Genomic DNA, 16,602 nt, shown 5'->3' with positions numbered 1-16,602 from the left:
TTATCCACTTCCCAAGTTCTTGATTTCAAAATCACTTAACCAGTTATCCACAGAAAAGCACCTGTGTTAACTATTACTACTAAACATATATATAAACAATTAATATAAAACCAGAAACCTCTTTGCATCTTCAAAAAATCGAAGATCAAAACGAAAAGCCTCTACAAAATTAAGAATTAACTAAGGTGTACTTTGTTTTCTTGTACCAGACTGAAAAATTGTCTGACTATACCGAAGGCGTAACGCGCAGCGATTTTTTCCAGAAACTGCACAAAGTCCACAGGTGAATCTTCGTTTGCGTTATCAGAGATCGTACGCACTATCGCAAACGGAATTCCAAATTCAAAGCAAACCTGCGCAACTGCAGCGCCTTCCATCTCAACTGCCAGCACATCTGGCAAGTTGTCATTAATCTGATTCAACTCCAGACTAGTCGAAATGAATTGATCGCCACTGGCTATCAAGCCTTCATGAACTAGCGGTCTATCAATCAAAAACTCCTGTCGGTTAGCTTCAGATACGGTTTCTAAAAAATCCTGATTAATAAATTGACTTGCAGCCTGCGTCATCAGACTGGATAACTGCTTGTCTGAAAAGAAATGCGATAAACCAGTTAGGGGTACTTCAAAGCGTGGAAACAGAGGCGAAGCGTCCATATCGTGCTGAACCAGTTGGCTTGCCACCACGATGTCACCAATACGAACGTCTGTAGCAGCTGCTCCTGCCACGCCTGTGAAGATGATATGGGTTACCCCGAAGCTTTCAATCAAAGTCGCTGTAGTGGCTGCTACAGCGACTTTGCCGATACGCGATAGAACGCAAACACTTTCAATACCCCATAAGCGACCGCTGACGTAATCACGCATGCCGCGTTGCACAGTGATCGCGTCTTGCATCTGCTCTATCAATCCAGCTTGTTCTTCGCGTAGTGCACTGATGACACCAATCTTTATTGTTCGATTCTTCATGGCTTATTGATTAAATGAGTGCTTAAGAAAGTGATCAAGAGGGTTCAGAGTTTTGCAGAGGCTTTTGACTTTGATTTTTGCATTTCGAGGTTGCGACTGTGTTTCTGGTTTTATATTAATTGTTTATATATATGTTTAGTAGTAATAGTTAACACAGGTGCTTTTCTGTGGATAACCGGTTAAGTGAGTTTGAAATCAAGAACTTGGGAAGTGGATAAACCCTGCATAAACGCTGTATCGGGCATGAATAGATTCTGCATAAAAAAACTTCAGCAGCTTTTCACAAGATTATCCACAAGCTATCCACCTGTTTATCAGAGCTTTATCCACAGCACTTTTGGCTATTTTGCATGGTAGTCTTGCCACTTATTCAGACTGTTGATGTGGACTGAAAAGTCCTATTTTTGAAAGAATAGAGATGACCAATTCTTCGACTCAGAGGATTCAGCATTATATCAATGGCCAGTTAACGGAAACCGCTGGAGGTAGTCAGCAAGCGGTATTCAATCCAGCCACAGGCGAGGTGAGCGCGCAGGTCATATTGGCCAGCGACGCCGATGTACAGACAGTCGTCGCCGCTGCAAAAGCCGTTGCGCCGGCTTGGGGCGAAATGGCACCTTTGAAGCGTGCTCGTATCTTGTTCAAGTTCAAGGACCTGATCGAAAAGCATCATGACGACTTGGCTGCAGCAATTACGCGCGAACATGGCAAAGTGTTTTCCGATGCCAAGGGCGAAGTAACCCGAGGGCTGGAAATTATCGAGTTTGCTTGCGGTATCCCACAGTTATTGAAAACCCAATTTACCGACAATATCGGTGGCGGCATCGATAACTGGAATTTGCGTCAACCTTTAGGCGTGACGGTCGGTATTACGCCTTTCAATTTTCCCTTCATGGTGCCGATGTGGATGGCACCGGTTGCACTCGCTACTGGCAACACGTTCATTTTGAAGCCGTCTGAGCGCGATCCATCACCTTCGCTGATAGTTGCAGACCTGTTGAAGCAGGCCGGGCTGCCAGATGGCGTTTTCAATGTATTGCAAGGGGATAAGCGGGCAGTGGATGGCTTGCTGCAGCATCCTGATGTGAAGGCCGTGTCCTTTGTCGGTTCAACTCCGATCGCTGAATATATCTACACAACAGGCGCTGCTCGCAAAGGCGCGTATCCATTACGCATCCAGGCACTGGGCGGTGCGAAAAACCATTTGGTCGTGATGCCGGATGCAAATCTGGAGCAGGCGGTTGATGCCTTGATCGGAGCTGCCTACGGTTCGGCTGGCGAACGTTGCATGGCAATCTCGGTAGCGGTCGCCGTCGGTAACGTGGCTGACAAATTAGTCGAGGCTTTGATCCCGCGCGTCAAAGCACTCAAGGTCACAAACGGGATGGAAGCCGACGCAGAAATGGGACCGGTAGTCAGCGCGGTGCATAAAGCTAAAATTGAAGCCTACATTGAAGCTGGCGTACAGTCTGGAGCGAAGTTGCTGGTAGATGGACGGGGTTTAATTGTAGAAGGGTACAGTAAGGGGTTTTTTCTCGGAGGTTGTCTGTTTGATGAAGTAACTCCGGAAATGACTATTTATCAAGAAGAGATTTTTGGACCAGTTTTATGCATAGTGCGCGTGCCCGACTTTGCCGCTGCGCTTGAATTGATCAATGCCCATGAGTTTGGTAATGGCGTGGCTTTGTTCACTTCCGATGGGAATACGGCTCGAGAATTTTCACGCCGGGTTGAAGTTGGGATGATAGGCATCAACGTACCGATTCCGGTACCGATGGCTTGGCATTCATTCGGTGGCTGGAAAAGATCGATGTTTGGCGATACCCATGCCTATGGCGAAGAAGGCATCAAGTTTTATACGCGATATAAATCCATCATGCAGCGATGGCCGGAATCAATATCCAAGGGAGCTGAATTCACGATGCCAACCAGCAAGTAATTTGGTTGCGAGTGCAATCTGTCAGTCGACTGTAAGTAGCCTGCACCATGATGAGGTTTGCACGATGCAAGATCATCGCCCGCCACATAACAATTAATAACGATAGAGACAATGGCCGAATCCGCAGGAAAGTACGACTACATCATAGTAGGGGCAGGGACCGCCGGTTGTGTATTAGCCAACCGCTTGACGCAAGATCCAAATATCTCAGTTCTGTTGCTAGAGGCCGGAGCCAAGGATGACTATGGCTGGGTGCATCTGCCTATAGGCTTTCTTCGAACCAACGATAATCCACGTACCGATTGGCAATATCGTACAGAGCCAAATCCAGGATTGAATGGCCGCAGCTTGTTGTACCCAAGCGGCAAAGTCTTGGGCGGTTCATCTTCTATTGGTGGAATGGTTTATCAGCGAGGCCAGGCGCAAGATTACGATCGCTGGGCTGATTTGACTGGTGATGCTAGTTGGCGTTGGGATCAGGTATTGCCACTGTTTAAAAAGTCGGAAGATTATGCCGGAGGCGCGAATGAATTTCACGGCGCCGGTGGTGATTGGCGCGTTGAGAAACAGACTTCGGGCTGGGATATTCTCGATGCCTTCCGTGACGCGGTTGCACAAAAAGGTATTCCGAAGACAGACGATTTCAATCGTGGAACTAGTGCAGAAGCTTGCGGCTATTTCGACGTCAACCAGAAAAACGCTTTGCGCTGGAATACAGCGAAGGCTTTCTTGAAAACAATTATGCGGCGCGGTAATCTGGACATCATGACCGGCTCACAAGTGACGCGTTTGATTATTCAACAAACAGAGCAGGGCAATGTTTGTACTGCGGTTGAGTTTGTCGGTGGAGGCCGCGAATGGATTGCTGATGTTTCACGTGAAACAATCCTGGCTGCAGGTACATTTGGCTCGCCGCAAATATTGCAACGTTCAGGTATAGGTCCAAGCGCCTTATTGCGGCAGCACGGAATTGCCGTCATACAGGATTTGCCGGGAGTAGGCGAGAACCTGCAGGATCACTTGCAACTGAAAATGGTTTTCAAAATAAGCGGTGCGAAATCCTTGAATACCCTAACCAAGGGTTGGATCGGCAAAGCGTCGCTAGGTTTGCAATATTTAATGAAGAAAAAAGGACCTTTGGCAACCATACCTGCTCCTTTGGGTGCGATGGTGCGATCGGATTCATCGCAGTCTAGTCCAGATCTTTTTTTTCAAATTCAACCGTGGTCTCAAGATTCAGTCGGCACACCAACGCATGATTTCCCTGCTTTTACGGTGAGTGTAGCCAACTTGAAGGCTACTTCTCGCGGCAGTGTTCGTATTACTTCCAGTGATGCGACGATACCGCCAGTGATTACAAACAATTATTTAAGTACGCCTGAAGACCAAGAAAAGGCGAAAGCAGCCATTGAACTGACGCGTAAAATCGTCGCTGCCCAGGCATTGCAGCCGTATGCTTTGCAGGAAATCCAGGTCGATGACGATCTATTGCGTTTGGCTGGAACCATTGCTTTTGCAGGAACCAACCCGGTCGGTACCTGCAAAATGGGTAGGGGCGATGATGCAGCGGCGGTCGTAGATAGCGAGTTTAGAGTGCGTGGGATTGCTGGCTTGCGGGTTGCCGATGCCTCTGTAATGCCGATTATTCCAGCTGGCGATACAAGCGCCAGCACTATTATGCTGGCAGAAAAAGCCGCCATCCTGATACGTACGAGCAGATAATCGCGGACTCTGGATATATTCCACTCAGGGATGAGCTCTAGAACTGATGAATGTTAGTAGGCTGGGTATAAAGTGGAGTTAGCAAAAGAAGTATGACGGACTATGTAATTTTGGCGGCAGCTGCTTTTTTGGCGGGAATGATCGATGCCGTCGTGGGTGGCGGTGGCTTGATCCAGATCCCCGCTTTGTTCTCGGCTTTACCCAATACCGCACCTGCCACGCTTTTGGGTACCAGTAAGTTTGCTGGTATCTGGGGTACGGGCGCTGCGGCAGTCGGATTCGCCAAGCGAGTGAGGCTGCAGTGGAGTACTGCGGTACCAGCAGCTAGCGCTGCATTTGCCTTGTCTTTCGTCGGCGCGTATACCGTCACTTATATTCATCCTGACTTTATACGCAAACTTTTACCTTTCATCTTGCTGGCCGTCGCTGCCTATACTTTTAAAAAGAAAGACTTCGGTAGCATTCACGCGCCCATGCATGTTGGGAATAGGGAAAAGGTCCTCGCCATTTTGGTCGGTGGTGGCATTGGTTTCTACGATGGTTTCTTTGGTCCTGGTACGGGTAGCTTTCTAGTTTTCCTATTCGTACGCTTCTTTGGCTTTGATTTCCTCGGCGCTTCAGCCGTCGCCAAAGTAGTCAATGTCGCCTGTAATCTTTCGGCGTTGATGTGGTTTGGTTATAGCGGCCATTTGCTTTGGCAACTCGGTGCGGTGATGGCCGTATGTAATGTGCTGGGTTCGCTGATTGGTATTCGTCTGGCGCTCAAACATGGAACAGGCTTTGTTCGTAAGCTATTCCTGTTGGTTGTTAGTGGCCTGATTCTGAAGACAGGCTACGATGCTTTCATCGGCTGAAGCAGGTGGTCATGATTGTTTCACGTGAAACAAAATTCCATCTAATTCATAGTGAATACAGGGTTCAGGCGAAATTATCTTAAAAAGACTTTATAATCTCGCCTCTGCTTACCGTCTCATCGAGGCGCATTATGATCTTTCCTACTAAATTTGATGTCATTGTTGTCGGCGGCGGTCACGCCGGGACTGAGGCTGCGCTCGCTTCTGCGCGCATGGGCCAATCGACACTTCTGCTTTCGCACAATATAGAAACGCTGGGACAAATGTCCTGCAACCCGTCCATAGGCGGTATCGGCAAAGGCCATCTGGTCAAAGAAGTCGATGCGATGGGTGGCGCGATGGCGATTGCGACTGACGAAGCAGGCATTCAATTCCGCATTCTGAATTCATCTAAAGGCCCTGCCGTACGCGCAACCCGCGCGCAAGCCGACCGCATTTTGTACAAGCAAGCGATCCGTTCTCGCCTCGAAAATCAGCCGAATCTGTGGTTGTTCCAACAGGCAGTCGATGACTTGCTGGTTGAGGGCGATCGCGTGGTTGGTGCGGTTACTCAAGCCGGCATCCAGTTTCGTGCACGCGCAGTAGTGCTGACTGCCGGGACTTTCCTCGACGGCAAGATCCATATCGGCATGAATAATTATTCGGCTGGCAGGGCAGGAGATCCACCGGCGATTTCCTTGTCAGCACGCCTGAAAGAATTGAAGCTGCCGCAAGGCCGTCTGAAAACTGGCACGCCGCCACGGCTCGATGGTCGTTCTATCGACTTTTCGGTGATGCAGGAACAGCCGGGCGATCTGGATCCGATACCAGTATTTTCGGTAATGGGTTCGGTAGCGATGCATCCCAAGCAGATGCCGTGCTGGATTACCCATACCAATGAAAAAACTCACGATCTGATTCGTGGTGGACTAGATCGCAGCCCGATGTACACCGGCGTGATCGAAGGTGTCGGTCCGCGTTATTGCCCATCCATCGAAGACAAGATTCATCGTTTTGCCGGCAAGGAATCGCATCAGATTTTCCTCGAGCCAGAAGGCTTGACCACCAACGAATACTATCCAAACGGGATCTCGACCAGCTTGCCCTTCGACGTGCAGTTGGCCTTGGTGCAATCGATGCGCGGCCTTGAGCATGCGCACATCTTGCGTCCTGGTTATGCAATCGAATATGACTACTTTGATCCGCGCGGCTTGAAAGCTTCGCTGGAAACCAAGGTGATTCAGGGCCTGTTTTTCGCCGGTCAGATCAACGGCACGACCGGCTACGAAGAAGCAGCAGCGCAAGGTATGTTGGCTGGCATTAATGCAGCTTTGCAAACGCAAGGACGCGATGCCTGGACGCCGCGTCGCGATGAAGCTTATCTCGGCGTACTGGTCGACGACCTGATTACGAAAGGCGTACTCGAGCCATACCGGATGTTTACTAGCCGCGCCGAATACCGTTTGAGCTTGCGTGAAGACAATGCGGATATGCGGCTGACCGAGATCGGGCGGCAGCTTGGTTGTGTTGGCGAGGCGCAATGGGCGATGTTTGAAACCAAGCGCGAAGCGGTGGCACGTGAGCTGGAACGCCTACGTTCGACTTGGGTCAGTCCTCGTATTTTGGCTGAAGCAGAAGCTGAACGTGTTTTGGGGAAAGGGATAGAGCGAGAGTACGCACTTGCAGACCTGCTGCGCCGCCCGAACGTTAGCTACGACACCTTGATGAGCCTGAAGGGCATGGACGGACAGGATTTGGGTGGCCCAGGCGTGGCTGAGCCGGCCGTGCGCGAACAGGTCGAGATCCAGTTGAAGTACGCTGGCTACATCGACAGACAGGCGAAAGAAGTCGAGCGCCATGACCACTACGAAAATCTGAAGCTGCCTGACACCTTCGATTACATGGAAGTCAAAGGTTTGTCCTTTGAGGTCAAACAAAAGCTGACTAAGCAACGGCCGGAAACATTGGGTCAGGCGTCGCGCATTTCCGGCGTTACGCCGGCCGCGATTTCGCTATTACTGGTGCATTTGAAAAAGGGCGGCTTCAAAGAATTCGCGACAGTTCCAACCACAAATGAAGCTGCTGCATGAAGAGTTTTGATCGCGCGGCGCTGACCGCGATATTGGTGGACGGTGCAAAAGGTTTGTCGCTGAATTTAAGCGATTCGCAAATCACCAAGCTGATTGATTATCTGGAGTTGATGTCCAAATGGAACTCCGTCTATAACCTGACCGCTGTGCGCGATCCGGTGCAGATGGTGACGCAACATTTACTGGATTCGCTGGCCGCGGTTTCTGCTTTCGATGGCGCCAAGAATGTATTGGACGTCGGTGCCGGTGGTGGGTTGCCTGGCATCGTGTTGGCGATCTGGGCGGCGGAAGCACAGCCCGAGATGCGCGTGTCGATGATAGACACGGTACACAAGAAAACCGCGTTCCTGACGCAAGCCAAAGCAGAGCTGGGCTTGAGCAATGTCAGTGTCTATACCGCGCGCGTTGAACAATTTGAAGCGCCGAAGAAGTTCGACGTGATCACCTCGCGTGCATTCGCAGAGTTGGGTGACTTCGTTAATTGGTCGGGCCATTTGCTGGCCGATGGCGGCGAATTTATCGCCTTGAAGGGTGTTTCACCCGATACCGAAGTGGCGCATTTGCCAGCCGGTTGGACGGTAAAAGAGGTGCGCGCCTTGCAAGTACCTACTTTGCAGGCTGAGCGTCATTTGATCTTCATTGAAAGGGCCAAGTCATGAAAAAGCTTTTCGTTTTAACGGCATTGGTATTGGCCGGCCTCAGCAATCTGGCATGGTCGCAAGAGGTGCGTACAGTTGCGAGCGTTGACCTTACACGTTACGTCGGCGCCTGGTATGAAATTGCGCGCTTCCCAAATCGCTTTCAAAAGGATTGTGCCGCCAACGTGACCGCGCAATATAACAAGCGCGCAGATGGCGATATCGATGTCATCAATCGCTGTAAAGAAGCCGATGGCAGAATTGATCAGGCTAGCGGCATCGCGCGCGTCGAGAATCCGCAAACCAACGCTAAATTGAAAGTCAGTTTCGCGCCGGATTGGTTGAATTGGGTGCCTTTCATTTGGGCTGATTATTGGATTATCGATCTGGCGCAGGATTATTCACTGGTCGCAGTAGGCGGTCCATCACGTGATTATCTGTGGGTCTTGTCGCGTACGCCGAGTATTGCCGATGCAGATTACGAAGCGCTGGTTAATCGCGTGACCGCACAAGGCTTTGACACTTCAAAGCTGGTGAAAACCGTGCAGGAAAAAGCAGCAAAGTAAGGGGAGCGTTGCATCGGTTGTTGGTCCCTGCAGTGGCGAATGCTGCGGTGATGAGCGCTGATGTTTTGTGATGGACTGTTGCATCAAATTGACCACTAACTAAAACGAGAACATGGCAAAAATATTTTGCGTCGCCAATCAAAAAGGCGGCGTCGGTAAAACAACTACCGCAGTCAATTTGGCAGCAGCTCTGGCACAACTGAATCAGCGCGTACTTCTGGTGGATCTTGATCCGCAAGGCAATGCAACGATGGGCGCCGGCATTAACAAGGCCGAATTAAAGTCATCGATCTATGAAGTGCTGCTCGGCATGGCCGACGTGCATGCCGCACGTGTAACGTCGGATGCAGGCAAGTTTGACGTGCTGCCAGCGAATCGCGAACTGGCTGGTGCTGAAGTTGAAATGGTCGAGCTAGATAATCGCGAAAAGCGTTTGAAAGATGCGCTGGATGCGGTCGATGCTGAATACGATTTCATGCTGATCGATTGTCCGCCGGCATTGTCGATGTTGACTCTGAACGGTCTGTGCGCAGCGCATGGCGTGATCATTCCTATGCAGTGCGAATACTATGCGCTCGAAGGTTTGTCCGATCTGGTCAACACCATCAAGAAGGTTCACGCCAAGTTAAATCCTGATTTGAAAATCATCGGTTTGTTGCGCGTCATGTTCGATCCGCGCATGACTCTGTCGCAGCAGGTTTCTGCGCAACTGGAACAGCATTTTGGTGACAAAGTATTCAAGACCATCATTCCGCGCAATGTACGTTTGGCTGAAGCGCCATCGTACGGTATGCCGGGCATCAACTTCGATCCAGCATCCAAGGGCGCGCAAGCGTACCTGACCTTCGGTGCGGAAATGGTTGAACGCATTAAAACGATATAGATAAATCAAAGCGCTATACAACGCGATAGCGCTAAACACTGAGAAGAGCCGGATGCGTAACAGCGCGCCGCTACTCCAAACAAACGATGTGAGTCAGGAATTATGGTTACGAAAAAACAAAAAGGTTTGGGTCGCGGTCTGGATGCATTGCTAGGCGGCGCTACGGATTTCAATGAGGCCGTCGCAGCGATTCCTGGTGCGCCATCTATATTGAACGTTACTGATATGCAGGCTGGTAAGTATCAGCCGCGTACCCGCATGGATGAAGGTGCGTTGAATGAGTTGGCCGCATCGATCAAGGCACAAGGTCTGTTGCAAGCGATTCTGGTGCGTCCGATCGCGCCGGTCAACGGCAAGCCGCGTTATGAAATCATAGCCGGCGAACGCCGCTTCCGCGCTGCGCAAATTGCTGGTCTGACCGAAGTGCCGGTGCTGGTGAAAGAAGTCGACGACGAAGCCACCGCCGCGATGGCGCTGATTGAAAATATTCAGCGCGAGGATTTGAATCCACTGGAAGAAGCACAAGGCATACATCGTTTGATCGCTGATTTCAATTTCACGCATGAGCAAGCCGCGACTGCCGTAGGTCGTTCGCGCAGCGCGGTGTCCAATCTTTTGCGTTTGCTGAATCTGGCCAAGCCGGTTCAAACCATGTTGATGGCAGGCGATATCGATATGGGCCACGCGCGTGCTTTGCTTGCAGTGGATAGCGCTACGCAAATCAATTTGGCTAATCAGGTAGTTGCCAAGCGCATGTCTGTGCGTGAAGCAGAGAAGTTGGTCGTACGTTCCACGCTTGAACAATCAGGCAGCAACAAACCACGCGCCAGCGGCAAGGAAAAATCGCGCGACATCACGCGTCTAGAGGAAGAGTTATCCGATGCATTGGCAACCCAGGTTGTCATCAAGCTGGGTGCAAAAAACAAAGGCCAGTTGATCATCGACTTTGCTGATCTTGATACGCTGGACGGCATCATTTCCAAATTGCGCGAAAATTCTTGATCGCAGATCACGAGAACCAGCCAGAGCAGGGGCGCAATGTCAGATATCGCTAAAAGCCTGTTGTCCGGCACCGCATCAAATAAAGCCTCAACGCCGTCCCACACGATCCTGATTTTGCCCGGCTTAGGCAATTCAGGTGCAGGTCATTGGCAAACGCATTGGGAAGCGACGCTGCCCAATGTCGTGCGCGTGCAACAGCAAGAATGGGATGCGCCTCAGCGTAGTGTTTGGGTAGCTGCACTGAATGCAGCACTTCTTAATATCGATGGCCCTGTGATTCTAGTTGCTCATAGTCTGGGCTGTGCGCTAGTGGCTTGGTGGGTTGCGGAATATAGTTATGCGTCGTCGTACGCGAACAAGATCGCAGGCGCATTACTCGTGGCACCAGCCGATGTCGAGCAAGCCGATTTTCCAGAGGCTGCTACCGACTTTTCTCCTATGCCGCGCCTCCGGTTGCCGTTTAAAACCATCATCGTCGCATCATCCGACGATCCTTGGTGCTCGTTGCCAAAAGCCAAATCTTTTGCTGTGGACTGGCATGCAGAATTCGTTTCGATAGGCGCGAGCGGCCATATCAATGCGCAAAGCAATTTGGGCGACTGGCCGCAAGGTCGTGAATATTTGGCGGCGTTGGCATAAGGCAAATATTCGCGTTGCAAGATCCGCGATTGTCATTGAACTGTCATCAGGACAGCGATTTTTCCCCAAGCAAACGTTTGACGGTGCATAAGGAAAGCCCTTATAATCCCGTGGCTTCATGGAAGCACGACTTAATTCACTCCAGTCCGAATAGCTTGATCGCGAGATCGCTAAAGGACTGCACCATTTGGACCCAGTATGCTGCCCGTCGTCCTCATGCAACTAGCGACTACGGTAATCGCCAGCATTATTGCCGGTTTGATCGCGGGAATGCCGGCTTTGTATTCGGCGTTGTTAGGTGGGTTGTGCTGCGTGGTGCCGAATGGTCTGTTTGCGCTACGCTTATTTTCCGCTGCGCAAAAATCAGAGTCTGTTAATCCGATGACTTTTTTCATCGGTGAATTTATCAAGATTGCATTGACGATTGCTCTATTAGGAGCGGTGGTCTGGTTATACCGCGATTTGAATTTGCTGGCGCTGGTCGCCGCGTTCATCGTGGCGCTAAAAAGTTACATCATCTTATTATTTAGGCACTGACATGGCGACTGAAATGGCTACTGCAGGGGCGGCGCATCACGCAGCACCAACCGCTTCCGAATATATTGTCCACCATCTGGGACATTTTTCGACCAAGCATCAGGATAAGATCGTTGATTTTTCGATCATCAATATGGACACGATTTTCTGGTCCATCTTTGCTGGCGTTGTCGGCAGTTTTTTCATGTGGCTGGCTGCTCGCAAGGCAACCTCCGGTGTCCCAGGTCGTTTCCAGGCTGCAGTTGAAATGGTAGTCGAAATGGTCGACAACCAAGCTAAATCGATTGTTCATGGCGACCGTTCTTTCATCGCGCCATTGGCATTGACCGTATTCGTTTGGGTTGCACTGATGAACTCGCTGGATTTCTTGCCAGTTGATATGTTCTCGGCATTCTTCCATGCAGTCGGCATCGACCACATTTTCCCGTATCACCGCGTTGTTCCTACTGCCGATTTGAATGGCACCATGGGTATCGCACTCGGCGTATTCGCGCTGATGATTTTCTACAACATCAAAATCAAGGGTGCTGGCGGTTTCGTTCACGAACTGTTCGCTGCACCGTTTGGTATTTGGCTTGCACCGTTCAACTTGCTGTTGAACATCATTGAATTCGCTGCGAAAACCGTTTCCCTCGCAATGCGGTTGTTCGGCAACATGTTTGCTGGCGAATTGTTGTTCTTGTTGATTGCATTGCTGGGTTCGACCGCAACCGCGTTCGGTTTCTTCGGTCATGTACTTGCAGGCACTGTGTGGGCAATCTTCCACATCCTGATCGTCTTCTTGCAAGCGTTCATTTTCATGATGCTGACACTGGTGTATATCGGTCAGGCTCACGAATCGCATTGATGGTGTAAGTACTAATTCTGTAATAAAGCTTTTGGATTTTGATTTAACTTTTTGTATTAATTTTTGTATTAACTTAACTTTGAAGGAATTGTCATGACTGATCTCTCATTTGTAGCGCTGGCTTGTGGTTTGATTATTGGTCTGGGCGCAATCGGCGCTTGTATCGGTATCGCTATCATGGGTGGCAAATACCTTGAGGCTTCTGCTCGTCAACCAGAATTGATGAACACATTGCAAACCAAAATGTTCCTGTTGGCTGGTCTGATCGATGCTGCGTTCCTGATCGGTGTTGGTATCGCTATGTTGTTCGCATTCGCTAACCCGTTCATCGCTAAGTAATTCGGTCGTTGACCGTTTCACGCTGAAGACATTTTCGGCATACGTTACTTAGAGAAGGAATTACCATGAACTTAAATGCAACTTTGATTGCGCAGTTCGTGGTCTTCTTCATCCTGGCAGCTTTCACGATGAAATTCGTGTGGCCACCACTGATGAATGCGCTCGATGAGCGCGCCAAGAAGATCGCGGACGGTTTGGCAGCTGCCGAACGTGGCAAGTCTGATCTGGCAGCCGCTGAAAAGCGCGCCCAGGCAGAACTGACATCTGCGCAAGAAGCAGGTCAAAAGCGTATCGGCGATGCTGAGAAGCGTGGCCAAAGCATTATTGATGAAGCCAAGAAAACAGCTGCTGAAGAAGCTGCGCGTATTATCGCGACAGCCAAAGCAGACGCTGATCAGCAAGTAACCCAAGTCCGTGAAGCATTGCGTGACCAAGTTGCTACCCTCGCAGTTAAAGGCGCTGAGCAAATTCTGAAGCGTGAAGTCAATGCTGCAGTCCACGCTGATCTGTTGAACCAACTGAAAGCCGAGCTGTAATCATGGCCGAACTCGCAACGATTGCCCGTCCTTACGCCGAAGCTCTGTTCCGTGTGGCGAAAGCCGCTGATTTGAATGGCTGGTCTGAACTGGTTTCTGAAATGTCCCAGGTTGCCGCGAATCCCGATGTATATGCATTGGCGCACAACCCGAAAATTTCGGATGACGTGATCAGCAGTGCATTCATCTCGGCGCTCAAATCGCCGGTTGGCGCTGAAGCGAAAAACTTCATCAACATGCTGGTGCAAAACGACCGCCTGACGCTGTTGCCGGAAATCGCGACACAGTTTCACGCATTGAAAAATGCGCAAGAAGGCGCCGCTGATGCAGAAATCGTCAGCGCGTTTGAACTGTCGTCAGCGCAGTTGACCGAGCTGGTCGCAACGCTGGAAAAGAAATTCGGCCGCAAGCTTAACCCGACCGTCGCTGTTGATAGCGCATTGATCGGTGGCGTGCGTGTCGTTGTTGGTGATGAAGTGCTCGACACCTCGGTGCGCGCGAAACTGCAACAGATGCAAGTTGCGTTGACAGCGTAATCGTCGTACGAGCCTAGCCCAAGCTACAGAGAAAAATTTTAGGAGTTTATATGCAACTCAACCCGTCTGAAATCAGCGAGCTGATCAAGAGCCGTATTCAAGGTCTTGGCGACACTGCTGAGATTCGCAATCAAGGCACGGTCATTTCCGTGTCCGACGGTATCTGCCGCATTCACGGTCTGTCCGACGTTATGCAAGGCGAGATGCTGGAATTCCCAGGCAATACATTCGGCCTCGCGCTGAATCTGGAACGTGATTCCGTCGGCGCCGTTATTCTGGGTGAATACGAGCACATCTCCGAAGGCGATACGGTTAAATGTACCGGTCGTATTCTGGAAGTGCCTATCGGTCCTGAACTGCGTGGTCGCGTCGTTAATGCTCTCGGTCAACCGATCGACGGCAAAGGTCCTATCAACACCAAGTTGACAGCACCTATCGAAAAAATCGCTCCAGGCGTTATTGCTCGTCAATCCGTTGATCAACCGATGCAAACCGGTATCAAGGCGATTGATGCGATGGTACCTATCGGCCGCGGTCAACGCGAACTGATCATTGGCGATCGTCAGACTGGTAAAACAGCTGTCGCGATCGATGCCATCATCAATCAAAAAGGTCAAAACGTAACGTGTATCTATGTTGCTATCGGCCAAAAAGCATCCTCAGTCAAAAACATCGTTCGTTCGCTTGAAGCGCACGGCGCGATGGAATACACGATCGTGGTTGCAGCTACTGCTTCTGAATCGGCTGCTATGCAGTTTGTTTCGGCATACTCCGGTTGCACCATGGGCGAATACTTCCGCGATCGCGGTGAAGATGCGCTGATCGTGTATGACGATTTGTCGAAACAAGCGGTTGCATACCGTCAAGTGTCGCTGTTGTTGCGCCGCCCACCAGGCCGCGAAGCGTACCCTGGCGACGTGTTCTACCTCCACAGCCGTTTGCTCGAACGCGCAGCACGCGTCAATGTCGATTACGTCGAAGCTTTCACCAAAGGTGAAGTTAAAGGCAAAACCGGTTCGTTGACAGCTCTGCCTATCATCGAAACACAAGCTGGCGACGTTTCTGCATTCGTTCCAACCAACGTAATTTCGATTACCGACGGTCAGATCTTCCTGGAAACATCGTTGTTCAACTCGGGCGTCCGTCCTGCGATTAACGCTGGTATCTCGGTATCGCGCGTTGGTGGTGCTGCTCAAACTAAAGTCATCAAGGGCCTGTCCGGTGGTATCCGTACCGATTTGGCGCAGTACCGTGAATTGGCAGCGTTTGCTCAGTTCGCTTCGGATCTGGATGCTTCGACTCGCAAGCAACTCGATCGCGGCGCACGTGTAACCGAATTGTTGAAACAAGCTCAGTACGCACCATTGTCGATTTCGTTGATGGCGGTTTCGCTGTTCGCGGTCAACAAAGGTTACTTCGATGACCTCGAAGTCAAACGTGTACTCGCATTTGAAGCAGGTCTGCACGGTTTCATGAAGTCCAGCCACGCAGCACTGCTGCAAAAAATCGAAGACACCAAAAAGCTCGAGAAAGACGACGAAGCTACTTTGGCTGCTGCGATTGCTGATTTCAAAAAATCGTTCTGATTCCGGGGCTATAAGGAGTAATAACTCATGGCTTCAGGCAAAGAGATACGTGGCAAGATCAAGAGCGTAGAAAATACGAAGAAGATCACCAAGGCGATGGAAATGGTCGCTGCATCCAAAATGCGTAAAGCGCAAGACCGGATGCGCGCGGCTCGTCCGTACAGCGACAAGATTCGTAATATCGCTGCCAACCTGTCGCAAGCCAATCCGGAATACACGCATCCGTTTCTGGTGAAGTCGGATGTGTCGAAAACGGTTGGTTTCATCATCGTGACGACTGACAAGGGGTTGTGTGGCGGTATGAACACGAACTCCTTGCGTATCGTGACCAGCAAGCTGCGCGAACTTGAAGCGCAAGGCAAGAAAGTCGAAACCGTTGCTATCGGCAATAAAGGTTTTGGTTTTCTGAATCGTATCGGCGCAAAAATTGTGTCGCATGCGGTCCAAATCGGTGACACCCCACACCTGGACAAGTTGATTGGTCCGGTCAAGGTGATGCTCGATGCGTATCAAGAAGGCAAACTGGACGCGGTGTATGTCGTGTACACCAAGTTCATCAACACGATGAAGCAAGAGCCGATGATGGAGCAATTGCTGCCATTGGCTGCTGACAAGTTGAAGGCTGATGCGGATTCGCTGGCATGGGATTACATCTACGAGCCGGATGCGCAAACCGTGATTGACGAGTTGCTGGTGCGTTACGTTGAAGCGCTGATTTTCCAAGCTGTAGCAGAAAACCTCGCGTCCGAGCAATCGGCTCGCATGGTAGCGATGAAATCGGCAAGCGACAATGCAGGTAGCGTGATTGGCGAACTGAAACTGGTCTATAACAAGACGCGTCAGGCAGCGATTACGAAAGAACTTTCCGAGATCGTCGCCGGTGCGGCTGCGGTTTAATTCGATTGCAGGACAACGCAAGTTGTCCTCAACAACCAGATTTT

At 50.5% G+C, this 16,602-nt stretch carries 17 protein-coding genes; 16 read left to right on the top strand and 1 reads right to left on the bottom strand.

The window, feature by feature from the left end; genetic code table 11:
- Positions 1 to 176: 176 nt before the first annotated feature.
- The gene (locus Q7T66_RS15645) at positions 177 to 968 is read right to left on the bottom strand and encodes a 5'-methylthioadenosine/adenosylhomocysteine nucleosidase (RefSeq protein WP_304934034.1); all 792 of its coding nucleotides are present in this window, start codon (positions 966 to 968) and stop codon (positions 177 to 179) included.
- Positions 969 to 1,386: 418 nt separating this feature from the next.
- Here Q7T66_RS15645 and Q7T66_RS15640 point away from each other — a divergent pair, with 418 nt between their 5' ends.
- The 16 genes from Q7T66_RS15640 to atpG all read left to right on the top strand — a co-directional run bounded on the left by Q7T66_RS15640 (position 1,387) and on the right by atpG (position 16,558).
- The gene (locus Q7T66_RS15640) at positions 1,387 to 2,907 is read left to right on the top strand and encodes a CoA-acylating methylmalonate-semialdehyde dehydrogenase (protein WP_304934033.1); all 1,521 of its coding nucleotides are present in this window, start codon (positions 1,387 to 1,389) and stop codon (positions 2,905 to 2,907) included.
- A 111-nt stretch (positions 2,908 to 3,018) separates the two neighbouring features.
- Positions 3,019 to 4,629 carry a GMC family oxidoreductase gene (locus tag Q7T66_RS15635; RefSeq protein WP_304934032.1) on the top strand — a complete coding sequence of 537 codons (1,611 nt, stop codon included), beginning with the start codon at positions 3,019 to 3,021 and terminating at the stop codon, positions 4,627 to 4,629.
- A gap of 92 nt (positions 4,630 to 4,721) precedes the next feature.
- Entirely contained in the window at positions 4,722 to 5,483 is a 762-nt protein-coding gene (locus tag Q7T66_RS15630) for a TSUP family transporter (protein WP_304934031.1), read from the top strand.
- A 131-nt stretch (positions 5,484 to 5,614) separates the two neighbouring features.
- Entirely contained in the window at positions 5,615 to 7,552 is a 1,938-nt protein-coding gene (gene mnmG, locus Q7T66_RS15625) for a tRNA uridine-5-carboxymethylaminomethyl(34) synthesis enzyme MnmG (RefSeq protein WP_304934030.1), read from the top strand.
- On the top strand, positions 7,549 to 8,211 hold the full coding sequence (gene rsmG, locus Q7T66_RS15620; RefSeq protein ID WP_304934029.1) for a 16S rRNA (guanine(527)-N(7))-methyltransferase RsmG: 663 nt from the start codon (positions 7,549 to 7,551) through the stop codon (positions 8,209 to 8,211). Before mnmG ends, rsmG begins: the two co-directional genes overlap by 4 nt.
- Positions 8,208 to 8,756, top strand: coding sequence for a lipocalin family protein (locus Q7T66_RS15615; RefSeq protein WP_304934028.1), 549 nt, complete (start codon positions 8,208 to 8,210; stop codon positions 8,754 to 8,756). Before rsmG ends, Q7T66_RS15615 begins: the two co-directional genes overlap by 4 nt.
- A 112-nt stretch (positions 8,757 to 8,868) precedes the next feature.
- Positions 8,869 to 9,639 (top strand): ParA family protein, encoded by a 771-nt coding sequence (locus Q7T66_RS15610; RefSeq protein WP_304934027.1) that lies wholly within the window; start codon positions 8,869 to 8,871, stop codon positions 9,637 to 9,639.
- 102 nt (positions 9,640 to 9,741) lie between these two features.
- A complete protein-coding gene (locus tag Q7T66_RS15605; protein ID WP_304934026.1) occupies positions 9,742 to 10,641 on the top strand; it encodes a ParB/RepB/Spo0J family partition protein in 900 nt (299 codons plus the stop codon).
- Between the two features lie 36 nt (positions 10,642 to 10,677).
- Positions 10,678 to 11,280, top strand: coding sequence for an alpha/beta hydrolase (locus Q7T66_RS15600; protein WP_304934025.1), 603 nt, complete (start codon positions 10,678 to 10,680; stop codon positions 11,278 to 11,280).
- A 198-nt stretch (positions 11,281 to 11,478) separates the two neighbouring features.
- Positions 11,479 to 11,817 carry an ATP synthase subunit I gene (locus Q7T66_RS15595; protein ID WP_304934024.1) on the top strand — a complete coding sequence of 113 codons (339 nt, stop codon included), beginning with the start codon at positions 11,479 to 11,481 and terminating at the stop codon, positions 11,815 to 11,817.
- Between the two features lies 1 nt (position 11,818).
- A complete protein-coding gene (gene atpB / locus Q7T66_RS15590) occupies positions 11,819 to 12,664 on the top strand; it encodes a F0F1 ATP synthase subunit A (RefSeq protein WP_304934023.1) in 846 nt (281 codons plus the stop codon).
- Positions 12,665 to 12,757: 93 nt separating this feature from the next.
- Entirely contained in the window at positions 12,758 to 13,003 is a 246-nt protein-coding gene (gene atpE / locus Q7T66_RS15585) for a F0F1 ATP synthase subunit C (protein WP_011872763.1), read from the top strand.
- Positions 13,004 to 13,068: 65 nt separating this feature from the next.
- Entirely contained in the window at positions 13,069 to 13,539 is a 471-nt protein-coding gene (locus tag Q7T66_RS15580; RefSeq protein WP_304934022.1) for a F0F1 ATP synthase subunit B, read from the top strand.
- A gap of 2 nt (positions 13,540 to 13,541) precedes the next feature.
- A complete protein-coding gene (locus Q7T66_RS15575) occupies positions 13,542 to 14,075 on the top strand; it encodes a F0F1 ATP synthase subunit delta (protein ID WP_304934021.1) in 534 nt (177 codons plus the stop codon).
- A 50-nt stretch (positions 14,076 to 14,125) separates the two neighbouring features.
- Positions 14,126 to 15,661 carry a F0F1 ATP synthase subunit alpha gene (atpA, locus tag Q7T66_RS15570; RefSeq protein ID WP_304934020.1) on the top strand — a complete coding sequence of 512 codons (1,536 nt, stop codon included), beginning with the start codon at positions 14,126 to 14,128 and terminating at the stop codon, positions 15,659 to 15,661.
- A 27-nt stretch (positions 15,662 to 15,688) separates the two neighbouring features.
- A complete protein-coding gene (gene atpG / locus Q7T66_RS15565) occupies positions 15,689 to 16,558 on the top strand; it encodes a F0F1 ATP synthase subunit gamma (RefSeq protein ID WP_304934019.1) in 870 nt (289 codons plus the stop codon).
- The last annotated feature ends 44 nt before the right edge of the window (positions 16,559 to 16,602 follow it).

It is taken from the genome of Herminiimonas sp. (assembly GCF_030655415.1).
Note: the sequence above shows the minus strand (reverse complement) of the source record. Positions and strands in the feature narration are given on the sequence as shown.

Excerpts from the sequence above, each read along its gene's own strand:
- Q7T66_RS15640 (WP_304934033.1), top strand. The coding sequence starts at position 1,387 with ATGACCAATTCTTCGACTCAGAGGATTCAGCATTATATCAATGGCCAG.
- Q7T66_RS15635 (WP_304934032.1), top strand. The coding sequence starts at position 3,019 with ATGGCCGAATCCGCAGGAAAGTACGACTACATCATAGTAGGGGCAGGG.
- Q7T66_RS15595 (WP_304934024.1), top strand. The coding sequence starts at position 11,479 with ATGCTGCCCGTCGTCCTCATGCAACTAGCGACTACGGTAATCGCCAGC.
- atpB (WP_304934023.1), top strand. The coding sequence starts at position 11,819 with ATGGCGACTGAAATGGCTACTGCAGGGGCGGCGCATCACGCAGCACCA.
- Q7T66_RS15580 (WP_304934022.1), top strand. The coding sequence starts at position 13,069 with ATGAACTTAAATGCAACTTTGATTGCGCAGTTCGTGGTCTTCTTCATC.
- Q7T66_RS15645 (WP_304934034.1), bottom strand. The coding sequence starts at position 968 with ATGAAGAATCGAACAATAAAGATTGGTGTCATCAGTGCACTACGCGAA.
- atpE (WP_011872763.1), top strand. The coding sequence starts at position 12,758 with ATGACTGATCTCTCATTTGTAGCGCTGGCTTGTGGTTTGATTATTGGT.
- Q7T66_RS15600 (WP_304934025.1), top strand. The coding sequence starts at position 10,678 with ATGTCAGATATCGCTAAAAGCCTGTTGTCCGGCACCGCATCAAATAAA.
- rsmG (WP_304934029.1), top strand. The coding sequence starts at position 7,549 with ATGAAGAGTTTTGATCGCGCGGCGCTGACCGCGATATTGGTGGACGGT.
- Q7T66_RS15605 (WP_304934026.1), top strand. The coding sequence starts at position 9,742 with ATGGTTACGAAAAAACAAAAAGGTTTGGGTCGCGGTCTGGATGCATTG.
- Q7T66_RS15610 (WP_304934027.1), top strand. The coding sequence starts at position 8,869 with ATGGCAAAAATATTTTGCGTCGCCAATCAAAAAGGCGGCGTCGGTAAA.
- atpA (WP_304934020.1), top strand. The coding sequence starts at position 14,126 with ATGCAACTCAACCCGTCTGAAATCAGCGAGCTGATCAAGAGCCGTATT.
- Q7T66_RS15575 (WP_304934021.1), top strand. The coding sequence starts at position 13,542 with ATGGCCGAACTCGCAACGATTGCCCGTCCTTACGCCGAAGCTCTGTTC.
- Q7T66_RS15615 (WP_304934028.1), top strand. The coding sequence starts at position 8,208 with ATGAAAAAGCTTTTCGTTTTAACGGCATTGGTATTGGCCGGCCTCAGC.
- Q7T66_RS15630 (WP_304934031.1), top strand. The coding sequence starts at position 4,722 with ATGACGGACTATGTAATTTTGGCGGCAGCTGCTTTTTTGGCGGGAATG.
- mnmG (WP_304934030.1), top strand. The coding sequence starts at position 5,615 with ATGATCTTTCCTACTAAATTTGATGTCATTGTTGTCGGCGGCGGTCAC.
- atpG (WP_304934019.1), top strand. The coding sequence starts at position 15,689 with ATGGCTTCAGGCAAAGAGATACGTGGCAAGATCAAGAGCGTAGAAAAT.